The following is a 12,464-nucleotide window of genomic DNA, read 5'->3' on the forward strand; positions in this document are numbered from 1 at the left end:
ATGCAGTTCAGTGAATTGATGGCAGTTCTTTCCACCCATGCGATCCGTCTTCAACGTGAAGAGGACGATCTGGTGATCCTGGGGGACGACGATGCGCTGGACGATGCGCTGTGGGACCATCTGAGCCACTACAAGGCTCAACTGCTTGAACTGGTGGCCAGTCATGGCGGCGACTGGCTCAGCCCGGCCTTCCGTATCACTCCGGACATGCTGCCGCTGGTGACCCTGGACCAGGAGGCCATCGACCGTATCGTCGCGACCGTTCCGGGTGGGCCGGCCAACCTGCAGGACATCTATCCGCTGGCGCCGTTGCAGAACGGTATGCTCTACCATCACCTGTCCGCCCCCCAGGGTGATCCCTACGTGCTGCAGGCGCAGTTCACCTTCGACAGCCGCGCGCGCCTGGACAGCTTCATCCAGGCCCTGCAGTGGGTGATCGACCGTCATGACATCCTGCGCACCGCCATCGCCTGGGATAGCCTGGACGAACCGCTGCAGGTGGTCTGGCGCGAGGCGCCGCTGGTGTGCGAAGAGCACCACCTGGCGGGGACTGACGGTGATGTGCTGGGCCGCTTGCGCGAGTTGTACGATGCCCGCCACTACCGCCTCGATCTGCGCCAGGCGCCGCTGCTGCGCCTGGTGTTTGCCAACGATGAGGCCAACCAGCGGGTGGTCGCACTGTTGCTGTTCCATCACATGGCCATGGACCATACCGCGCTGGACGTGGTGCGTCAGGAAATCGCCGCCTGCCTGCGCGGGCAGAGCGCCCAGGTGCCGGCCGCGGTGCCGTTTCGCGACTACCTGGCACGGGCGCGGATGAGCCTCGACGAGTCGGCACACGAAACCTTCTTTCGCAGCATGCTCGGCGATATCGACGAGCCGACCTTGCCCTTCGGCCTGCGCGAAGTGGCGGATGGCGGCCCCGCTATCGAAGAGGGTCGGCTGACCCTGGACCCACGCCTGAGCCTGCGCTTGCGCAGCCAGGCACGGCAGTTGGGGGTCAGTGCGGCGAGCCTGATGCACCTGGCCTGGGCCCGGGTACTGAGCAGCCTGTCCGGGCGCACATCGGTGGTCTTCGGTACGGTGCTGCTGGGCCGGATGGATGCCGGCGAGGGTGCCGAGCGGGCCCTGGGCATGTTCATCAACACCTTGCCGCTGCGGGTCGATGTGGATGGGCAGGGGGCACGTGCCGGGGTGCTTGCCACCCATGCACGCCTGACCGCCTTGCTCGACCATGAGCAGGCGTCACTGGCCCTGGCCCAGCGTTGCAGCGGGGTCAGCGCGCCGACGCCGCTGTTCAGTTCGATGCTCAACTACCGTCATAGCGCCGCTGGCGATGCCGCCGAGGTGATCGAGGTGGCCGAAGGTATTCAGGTCCTGGGAGCCCAGGAGCGCAGCAACTATCCGTTGAGCCTGAGCATCGATGACCTCGGTGAGGATTTCCGCCTGACCGCCCACGTGCTGGCCTCGGCGGGCGCGCTGCGGGTCTGCGAAATGATGCGCAACGCGCTGGAGGCGTTGCAGCAGGCGTTGGAACAGGCTCCTGAAACGGCGCTGCACAGCCTGGCGATCCTGCCGGCTGCAGAGCGTGAGCAGGTGCTGGTGACGTTCAATGCCAGCGCGGTCGATTTCCCTCGGGGGCAGACGGTTCACGGTCTGTTCGAGGCGCAGGTCGAACACTCGCCCGAAACCCTGGCGGTGCTGCAGGGGGATGACTCGCTCAGTTACCGCCAGCTCAATCAGCAGGCCAACCAGTTGGCCCATCATCTGCGCACGCTGGGTGTACAGCCCGATGATCGGGTCGCCATCAGCCTGCAACGCGGCCCGGGGATGCTGGTGGGGTTGCTGGCGATTCTCAAGGCCGGTGCCGCCTATGTGCCGGTCGACCCGGCGCTGCCCGGCGAACGGCGTCTTTACCTGCTCGAGGACAGTGCGCCGGTTGCGCTGTTGACGCACAGTGAGTCGCGCAAGCAACTGCCGACACTGGAGATTCCGGTACTGGAACTGGACCGGGTCACCTGGCAGGATCAGCCGATCGACAATCCCGCAGCGGGTAGCCTGACACCGAGTAATCTGGCCTACGTCATCTACACCTCCGGTTCCACCGGCCTGCCCAAGGGCGTGATGGTCGAGCACCGCACCGTGGAGAATCTGGTGCACTGGCACAGCGCGGCGTTCGATCTGAAGGCGGGCGACCACACTTCCAGCGTCGCCGGCTTCGGTTTCGACGCCATGGCCTGGGAAGTCTGGTCGGCGCTGTGCGTGGGCGCGACCCTGCACTTGCCGCCAGCGGATATCGGTCATCAGGAGATCGATCGCTTGCTGGCCTGGTGGCAACAGCAGCCGTTGGATGTCTGCTTCCTGGCCACCCCCATCGCTGAACATGTCTTCACCCAGCAACTCGAACACCCGACCCTGCGTACCCTGTTGATCGGCGGCGACCGTCTGCGTCAGTTCAACCAGCCGCAGCGTTTCGCGGTGATCAACAACTACGGGCCGACCGAGGCCACGGTGGTCGCGACTTCCGGGCAAATGCAAGCCGGCCGGGTGCTGCATATCGGCAAGCCGATTGCCAATGCCCAGGTCTACCTGCTGGACGAGCAACTGCAACCGGTCCCGGTTGGCGTGGCCGGTGAGTTGTACATCGGTGGCGCCGGGGTAGCACGCGGTTACCTGAACCGTCCGGAAATGACTGCCGAGCGTTTTATCGACGATCCGTTCAGCGCCGAACCGCAGGCACGCCTTTACCGCACGGGTGACCAGGCGCGCTGGTTGGCCGATGGCAATCTCGACTATCTGGGCCGTAACGACGACCAGTTGAAGATTCGCGGCGTGCGTATCGAACCGGGTGAAATCGAGGCGGCGCTGAGCAGCCATGAGGTGATCACCGAAGCGGTGGTGCTGGTCCGCGACGGGCGTCTGGTAGCCTGGTTCACGGCCAGCGAGGCGCTGGCTATCGAAGCGCTGAACATCTACCTGCATGGCCGCCTGCCGGAGTACATGGTGCCGTCGGCCTACGTGCAGCTCGACGCGTTGCCACTGACCGCCAACGGCAAGCTGGACCGTCGGGCGCTGCCGGCGCCGGACCAGGAGGCGCTGCTCAGTCGTGAATTCGAGGCGCCGCAAGGGGCTGTGGAAGTTGCCCTGGCCACGATCTGGGCGCAGGTGCTCAAGGTCGAACGGGTAGGGCGAAACGACCATTTCTTCGAGTTGGGCGGGCATTCGCTGTCGGCGGTGATTCTGATCGAGCGCATGCGTCAGGTCGGGCTCAACACCGACGTGCGGGTGTTGTTCAGCCAGCCGACCCTGGCCGCCCTGGCGGCGGCCATCGGCAGTGGTCGCGAAATCCGGGTACCGGAAAACCGTATCCCCGCCGACTGCCAGCACCTCACCCCGGACCTGCTGCCGCTGATCGATCTGGACCAGGCGAGCATCGACCGCATCGTCGCCACTGTGCCCGGTGGCGCGGTCAATGTGCAGGACATCTACCCGCTGGCACCGCTGCAGGAAGGTATTCTCTACCATCACATGAGCGCCGAGCAGGGCGATCCCTATCTGTTGCAGGCACAACTGGCCTTTGACGGACTGGAGCGTTTGCAGGCCTTTGCCGGTGCACTGCAACAGGTCATCCAGCGTCACGATATTCTGCGTACCAGCGTGCTCTGGGAAGGCCTGGAACGGCCGGTTCAGGTGGTCTGGCGCCAGGCCGGACTGCCGCTGTGGGAGGAGCGTTTCGAGCCGGCCAGCGGTGAGGTGCTCGATCAGTTGCTGCAGCGTTTCGAAGCCCGCCACTACCGTCTGGATATCCGCCAGGCGCCGCTGATGCAACTGGCTTATGCGCAAGATCCGACGCAGCAGCGGATTGTCGCGGTGCTGATGTTCCATCACCTGGCGATGGACCACACCGCGCTGGCGGTGATGGTGCAGGAGATACGCAGCCTGCTCGCGGCGCAGGGTGAGGAGTTGGCGGCAGCGGTGCCGTACCGCAACTACGTGGCTCAGGCCTTGCTGGGCACCAGTGAGCAGGAGCACGAGGCATTTTTCCGCGAGATGCTCGGGGATATCGACGAGCCGAGCCTGCCGTTCGGCCTGCGTGATGTGCAGGGTGACGGACGGGATATCGAGTCGGCGCTGTTGCCGCTGGCCGACGAGCTGAGTCGGCGTCTGCGCGAGCAGGCGCGCCAGCTCGGCGTCAGTGTGGCGAGCCTGATGCACCTGGCCTGGGCCCGGGTGCTGGCGGCGACGTCCGGCAAGGACACCGTGGTGTTCGGTACGGTGCTGATGGGCCGCATGCAGGGCGGCGAGGGCGCCGATCGGGCCCTGGGGATGTTCATCAACACCTTGCCGCTGCGGGTCGAAGTGGGCGAGACCACGGTACGTGCCGGGGTCAAGGCGACCCATGCGCGGCTGACCGCCCTGCTGGGTCATGAGCATGCCTCCCTGGCACTGGCGCAGCGTTGCAGCGCGGTCGATGCCTCGTTGCCATTGTTCAGCGCCTTGCTCAACTATCGCCATAGCGCTGCCGCCGAGCACTCGGAGGCGGGGCAGGTGGTCTGGGAGGGCATTCACGCGATCGGTGGCGAGGAGCGCAGCAACTACCCGCTGACCCTGAGCGTCGATGACCTGGGTGTCGGCTTCGAACTGCGGGTGCTGGCCTCGCTGTCGGTGGGCGCCCAACGGCTCGGCGACTACCTGTGCGCCGCCCTGGAACACTTGGCGCAGGCGCTGGAGCAGAACCCGGAGCTGGCCCTGGGGCAACTGTCGATTCTGCCGATGGCGGAACGACAACAGGTGTTGCATGGCTTCAATGCCACCCAGCGCGCCTACCCGGCGCAACAGCCCCTGCACCGGTTGTTCGAAATCCGCGCCGCGGCCCAGCCGGACAGCCCGGCGGTGGTGCATGGCGGGCAAGTGCTCAGCTATGGTGAACTCAACCGGCGGGCGAACCGCCTGGCGCATCATCTGCTCAACCTCGGTGTGCAGCCGGGCGATAGCCTGGCGATCCTGTTGGAGCGTTCGGCGGACCTGTTGATCAGCCAACTGGCAATCAGCAAGTGCGCGGCGGTCTATGTGCCGCTGGATATCAATGCGCCGCTCGAGCGCCAGCGCTTCATACTCGAAGACAGCCGGGCCTCGTGGCTGCTGACCCACAGCGATCAGCCGGATGAACAGGAAGTGCCTCGGGTCGAACTCGACAGGCTCGTCGAGGACAGTCTGACCGAGCATGATCCGGGCCTGTTCCAGTCGGCCGAGTCGCTGGCCTACATCATGTACACCTCCGGTTCGACTGGCACTCCCAAGGGCGTGCTGGTGCCGCATCGTGCGGTTGCGCGTCTGGTACTCAATAACGGTTATGCCGATTTCAATGAACAGGACCGGGTGGCGTTCGCCTCCAACCCGGCCTTCGATGCCAGCACCCTGGAGGTCTGGGCGCCGCTGCTCAATGGCGGCTGCGTGGTGGTGGTCGAACAGGAGGTGCTGTTGTCCCGCGAGGCGCTGGCGACGTTGCTGCGCGAGCAGTCGGTCAGCGTATTGTGGATGACTGCCGGCTTGTTCCATCAGCATGCCGATGGCCTGATGGACAGTTTGCGCGCCTTGCGCTATCTGATCGTTGGCGGCGACGTGCTGGACCCGGCGGTGATTGCCCGGGTGCTCGAACACGGCGCACCGCAACACCTGCTCAATGGCTATGGTCCGACCGAAGCCACGACCTTCTCGACGACTTTCGAGATCACCACGGTCGATGGCGGCAACATTCCGATCGGTCGTCCGATCGGCAACAGCCGCGCCTACGTGCTCGATACCCGTCAGCAGCCGGTGCCGGTGGGAGCGGTCGGCGAGCTGTATGTTGCAGGTGCCGGTGTCGCCAAGGGTTATCTCAACCAGCCTGAGTTGAGCGCCGAGAAATTTATCGCCGATCCGTTCGTCGGCGGTTTGATGTATCGCACCGGCGACCTGGTGCGCTGGCGTGCCGACGGTAACCTGGAGTACCTGGGGCGTAACGACCAGCAGGTGAAGATTCGTGGTTTCCGCATTGAACTGGGCGAGATCGAAGCGCGCCTGGGGCTTCACCCGCAGGTCCGCGATGTGGCGGTGTTGGTGCGTGAGGTTGCCCCTGGCGACAAGCGCCTGGTGGCCTGGTTCAGCGCCGAGGTCGGCGAGGTCCCGAATATCGAGGCCCTGCGCGACTATCTGCAGGAGCAGTTGCCGGACTACATGGTGCCCTCGGCCTATGTGCAACTCGATGCGTTACCGCTGACCGCCAATGGCAAGCTGGACCGCAAGGCACTGCCCGCGCCAGATCACGGCGCGTTGCTCAGTCGTGGCTACGAAGCGCCGCAGGGCACGGTGGAAACCACCCTGGCGCAGATCTGGACCGACCTGCTCAAGGTCGAGCAGGTCGGTCGCCACGACCACTTCTTCGAGCTGGGTGGTCACTCGCTGCTGGCGGTGACGCTGATCGAGCGCATGCGCCAGGCCGGCCTCAGTGCCGACGTGCGGACGTTGTTCAGCCAGCCGACCCTGGCGGCCCTGGCTGCGGCCATCGGTACCGGGCGCGACGTCGAGGTGCCAGCCAACCGCATTCCTGCCGATTGCCAGCACATCACCCCGGATCTGCTGTCACTGGTCGAACTGGACCAGGCGCGCATCGATCACATCGTTGCCAGCGTGCCGGGCGGTGCCGCCAACGTGCAGGATATCTATCCGCTGACGCCGTTGCAGGAAGGCATTCTCTACCACCACCTCAGCGCCGAGCAGGGCGATCCCTATGTCCTGCAGTCGCGGCTGGCCTTCGACAGTATCGAGCGCCTGCAGGCCTTTGCCGGGGCCTTGCAACAGGTGATCGAACGTCACGATATCCTGCGCACCACGTTCCTCTGGGAGGGGCTTGAACAGCCGGTGCAGGTAGTCTGGCGTCACGCTGAACTGGTGGTCCAGGCGCTGACCCTCGACCCGGTTGACGGCGACGTGCTGGACCAGTTGCAGACGCGTTTCGACTCTCGCCACTATCGCCTGGACCTGACTCGCGCACCGCTGATCCGTCTGGTGCACAGCTACGACCCGGCGCGTCAGCGTACGGTGGCAGCCTTGCTGTTCCACCACCTGGTGCTGGACCATACCGCACTCAAGGTGGTGCTGCAGGAGATGCAGGCGAACCTGCTCGGTCACGACGCGGCACTGAGCGAACCGGTGCCTTATCGCAATCATGTGGCCCAGGCGCGCCTGGGCGTCAGCGAGCAGGAGCATGAAGCGTTCTTCCGCGACATGTTGGGGACTATCGACGAACCGACCCTGCCGTTCGGTTTGCAGGACGTGCAGAACGACGGCAGCGATATCGAGGAAGTTGCCCGGCCGCTGCCGGATGATCTGAGTCACCGCCTGCGCGCCGCGGCCCGTGGGCTCGGCGTTACGCCGGCGAGCCTGTTCCATCTGGCCTGGGGCCAGGTGCTGGCGGCCACCAGCGGCCGCGAGAAGGTCGTGTTCGGCACGGTGCTGCTCGGGCGCATGCAGGGCGGCCAGGGTGCCGACCGGGCGCTGGGGATGTTCATCAATACCCTGCCATTGCTGATCGAAATCGATGCCACACCGGCGCGTGCCGGCGTTCTGGCGACCCATGCGCGGCTGACCGCGCTGATGGGCCACGAGCATGCCTCGCTGGCCCTGGCCCAGCGCTGCAGTGCAGTGGCGGCGCCAGCACCGTTGTTCAGTGCGATGCTCAACTATCGCCAGAGTGGCAGCGAAACGCAGATGGCCTGGCAGGGGATCGAAGCCCTGGCCAGCGATGGCCGTACCAACTACCCGCTGAGCCTGAGTGTCAACGACCTGGGGGAAGGCTTCCGGCTGATCGCCCTGACCCTGGCATCGGTAGGTGCATCACGTATCTGCGAGCTGATGGAGCAGGCGCTGGTGTCGCTGGTCCAGGCCTTGGAGCAGGAGCCCGGCCGGGCACTCGATCGCCTGGTGGTGCTGCCGGGCCAGGAGCGTGAACACCTGTTGTTCGGCTTGAATGCCCAGGTGCTCGACCATGAGCCCGACCAGGCGATCCACGCGCTGTTCGAAGCCCAGGTCGCGCGTACGCCCGAGGCTGTGGCACTGGTCGCACACGACCAGGCACTGAGCTATCGGGAACTCAACCAGCGTGCCAACGGCCTCGCCCATTATCTGCGCGAGCAGGGCGTGGCAACGGATGTCCGGGTGGCAATCTGCGTCGAACGCGGTGTGGAAATGCTGGTGGGGCTGCTGGCGATCCTCAAGGCCGGTGGTGCCTATGTGCCACTCGACCCCGGTTATCCGCCGGAGCGGATCGCCTACATGCTCAAGGACAGCGCGCCACTGGCCGTGTTGGCCGAGGACGCGACCCTTGAACGCCTGGGGGCGGTCGCGGTGCCGCTGATCAATCTCGATGACGCGGTCTGGGCTGACCGCCCGGCAACCAACCTGTCGCCAGCAAAGGCCTCGGACCTGGCCTATGTGATCTACACCTCCGGCTCCACCGGCACGCCCAAGGGCGTGGCGGTCCCCCACCGTGGCCTGTGCAATCTGGTGCAGTGGAGCTCCCGGCTTTGCGCCAACGCTGCGCAGGACGCGCTGCTGCACAAGACTCCGTTCAGCTTCGACGCTTCGGTCTGGGAACTGTTCTGGCCGCTGAGCAGCGGCATGCGTCTGGTGCTGGCGCGTCCGGAGGGCCATCGTGATCCGGCCTATCTGGTGCAGCAGGTCCGTGAACAGCAGGTCAGCGTGATTCAGTTCGTGCCGGCGATGTTGCAGCAGTTCCTCGACGTGGCAGAGGTGGGCGAGTGCCGCAGCCTGACGGATGTGTTCTGCGGTGGCGGCGACCTGACGCCGGCCCTGGCCCAGGCGGTGCGGGTACGGCTGCCCTGGGTACGGCTGCACAACGTCTACGGGCCGACCGAAGCCACGGTGGACAGCACGGTGTGGACGCTGGAACCGGATGCGCCGGTACCGGCCGCACAATTGCCGATCGGCCGTCCCATCGACAACACCCGCCTGTATGTTCTCGATGCCCGCGACGAGCCGGTACCGCTGGGCGTCAGTGGCCAGTTGCATATCGGTGGCGTCGGCGTGGCCCGTGGTTATGTCGGCCTGCCTGAGCTGACCGCCGAGCGCTTTATCGACAGCCCGTTCGTGAGCGGTGACCGGCTGTATCGCACCGGCGACCGGGTGCGTTACCGCCTCGATGGCAACCTGGAGTTCCTCGGGCGTGACGACGACCAGGTCAAGCTGCGTGGTCTGCGTATCGAACTGGGCGAGGTCCAGGCGCGTCTGGCCGAGCATCCGGCGCTCAAGGATGCGGTGGTGATGGTTCGTGAGGACGAGCCGGGCGATCAGCGCCTGGTGGCCTACTACACGGCCAGCGCAGCCCCGTCCATCGACGAACTGCGGGCTCATCTGCTCGGCTACCTGCCGGAATACATGCTGCCCACGCTGTTCGTGCAGCTGGAAAGCATCCCGCTGAGCCCCAACGGCAAGCCGGATCGCAAGGCGCTGCCGGCACCGGATCAGACCGCGTTGGCCTGCCGGGAGTACGCCGCTCCGGTCGGCGAGATCGAGACCACCCTGGCTCGCATCTGGGCCGAGGTGCTCAAGGTCGAGCGGGTCGGTCGTCACGATCATTTCTTCGAATTGGGCGGCCATTCGCTATTGGCCGTCAGCCTGATCGAGCGGATGCGTCAGGTCGGCCTGAGTGCCGATATCCGCGTGCTGTTCAACCAGCCAAGCCTGGCGGCGCTGGCTGCCGCAGTGGGCGGTGGGCGGGCGGTAACGGTGCCGGACAACCGCATTCCAGCCGACTGCCAACAGATCACCCCGCAACTGTTGCCACTCATCGAGCTGGACCAGGCCGGTATCGACCGGATCGTCGCCAGCGTGCCTGGTGGCGCGGCCAACGTGCAGGATATCTACCCGTTGGCGCCGTTGCAGGAAGGTATTCTCTACCACCACCTGAGTGCCGGGCAGGGCGATCCGTACCTGCTGCAATCGCAGATGGCCTTTGATCACCCGCAGCGCTTGGAGGACTTCGCCGGCGCTCTGCAGCAGGTGATCGACCGTCACGATATCCTGCGTACCGGTATTCTCTGGGAAGGCCTGGACCAGCCGGTGCAGGTGGTCTGGCGCCGCGCGCAACTGACGGTCGAGGCCGTCACGCTCGATCCGGCGGACGGTGAGGTCCTGGCGCAATTGCAGGCGCGTTTCGACGCCCGTCACTATCGCCTGGACCTGACCCGGGCGCCGCTGATCCGTCTGGTGCATGCCCACGACCCGCTGACTCAGCGCACGGTGGCGGTGCTGCTGTTCCATCACCTGGTGCTGGACCATACCGCTCTGGAGGTGTTGAGCCAGGAGCTGCAGGCCGGCCTGCTCGGGCTGGACGCACCGTTGGGCAAGGCCGTGCCTTATCGCAACTACGTGGCCCAGGCCCGCCTGGGTGTCAGCGAGCAGGAGCACGAAGCGTTCTTCCGCGAGCAGTTGGGCGATATCGATGAACCGACCCTGCCGTTCGGGCTGCGGGATGTGCAGGGTGATGGCCACGCCATCGAGGAAACCAGCCGGGTCCTGCCCGCCGAACTGACCCTGCGCCTGCGGGCCCAGGCCCGCTTGCTCGGCGTGAGCGCCGCGAGCCTGTTCCACCTGGCGTGGGCGCGGGTACTTGCCGCCACCTGCGGCAAGTCGGCGGTGGTCTTCGGCACCGTACTGCTGGGCCGCATGCAGGGTGGTGCGGGCAGTGATCGGGCGCTGGGCATGTTTATCAATACCTTGCCACTGCGGGTCGACATCGATGCCACTTCGGTGCGCGACGGCGTCAGGGCGACCCATGCGCGGTTGACCGATCTGCTCGGCCACGAGCATGCCTCGCTGGCCCTGGCCCAGCGTTGCAGCGGGGTGGCGGCGCCGTTGCCGCTGTTCAGCGCGATGCTCAACTATCGCCATGGTCACCTGGGCGAACGTGACGCCCAGGCTCGACAGGCCTGGCAGGGTATCGAGGTGCTGACCAGTGAGGAACGCACCAACTACCCACTGAGCCTGAACGTCGACGACCTGGGCGATGCCTTCCGCTTGGTGGCCCAGGTCGCCGAAGTGGGTGCGCAGCGGGTCTGCGACTACATGCAGGTGGCGCTGGAATCGCTGGTGCAGGCGCTGGAGTTCGAACCGGAGCTGGCCCTGGAGCGTTTGCCGGTACTGGGGGCACTCGAGCGTGAGCAACTGCTGCACGGTCTGAATGCCACGTCGGTCGATTACAACCTCGAGCAGACCCTGCACGGCTTGTTCGAGGCGCGGGTTCAGCAGGCGCCGCAGGCCCTGGCGGTGCAGGCGGGTACACAACGCCTGAGTTACGACGCGTTGAACCGCCGCGCCAACCAACTGGCCCATTACCTGCGTGAGCAGGGCGTGGGGCCGGACAAGCGCGTGGCGATCTGTGTCGAGCGCGGCTTGGAAATGGTCGTCGGCCTGCTGGCGATCCTCAAGGCCGGCGGCGCCTATGTGCCGCTGGATCCGGCTTATCCGCAGGAGCGCCTGGCCTACATGCTGGCCGACAGCGCGCCGCTGGCGGTGCTGGTACAGGGTGCCACCCGCGACTTGCTGGGTGAGCTGGTGGTACCGGTGATCGATCTGGATCAGGCCGACTGGAAGCAGCAGCCCGATGGCAATCCGCAGATTGCCGACCTGAGCCCACGGCACAGCGCCTACGTGATCTACACCTCTGGCTCTACCGGCCAGCCGAAGGGCGTGATCAACGAGCACGCGGCGGTGGTCAACCGTCTGCTGTGGATGCAGGACGAATACGGCCTGACGCCTGCGGATGCGGTGCTGCAAAAGACCCCGTTCAGCTTCGACGTGTCGGTCTGGGAGTTCTTCTGGCCGCTGTTCACCGGCGCGCGTCTGGTGATGGCACGTCCGGAAGGGCACAAGGACCCGGTCTATCTCAGTGAAGTGATCAAGGCCGAGCAGATCAGCACCTTGCACTTCGTGCCATCGATGCTCGACGTGTTCCTGGCCCATGGCGATAGTTCGTTGTGCGGTTCGGTGAAACGCGTGATGTGCAGCGGTGAAGCACTGCCGGGCAGCGTGGTACGCCGCTTCAAGGCACAGTTGCCACAGGCCGGGTTGTACAACCTGTATGGCCCGACCGAAGCGGCCGTGGACGTGACGGCATGGAACTGCGCCGGCCCGATCGGGCAGACCCCGGACAACACGCCGATCGGCAAGCCGATCGCCAACACCCGGATGTACCTGCTCGATGGGCAGATGCAGCCGGTGCCGTTGGGCGTGGTCGGTGAGCTGTACATCGGTGGTGTGCAGGTGGCGCGTGGTTACCTGAACCGTCCGGACCTGACCGCCGAACGTTTCCTCAAGGATCCGTTCAGTTCGCAGGCCGAGGCGCGGATGTACCGTACCGGCGACGTTGCGCGCTACCTGGCCGACGGCAATATCGAGTACTTGGG

Annotated in this window: 1 protein-coding gene (cut by a window edge); it reads left to right on the forward strand. The window is 65.7% G+C overall.

Annotation, left to right across the window (positions count from 1 at the left end):
- Nucleotides 1-12,464, forward strand: partial view of a non-ribosomal peptide synthetase gene (locus BLU37_RS19420; protein WP_090207757.1) — the 5' portion only. It continues 10,237 nt past the right edge of the window; only the first 12,464 of its 22,701 coding nucleotides appear in the window; its start codon is at nucleotides 1-3; its stop codon lies off the right edge, out of view.

The sequence above is a fragment of the Pseudomonas asplenii genome, assembly GCF_900105475.1.
In the GTDB taxonomy this organism is placed as follows: domain Bacteria; phylum Pseudomonadota; class Gammaproteobacteria; order Pseudomonadales; family Pseudomonadaceae; genus Aquipseudomonas; species Aquipseudomonas asplenii.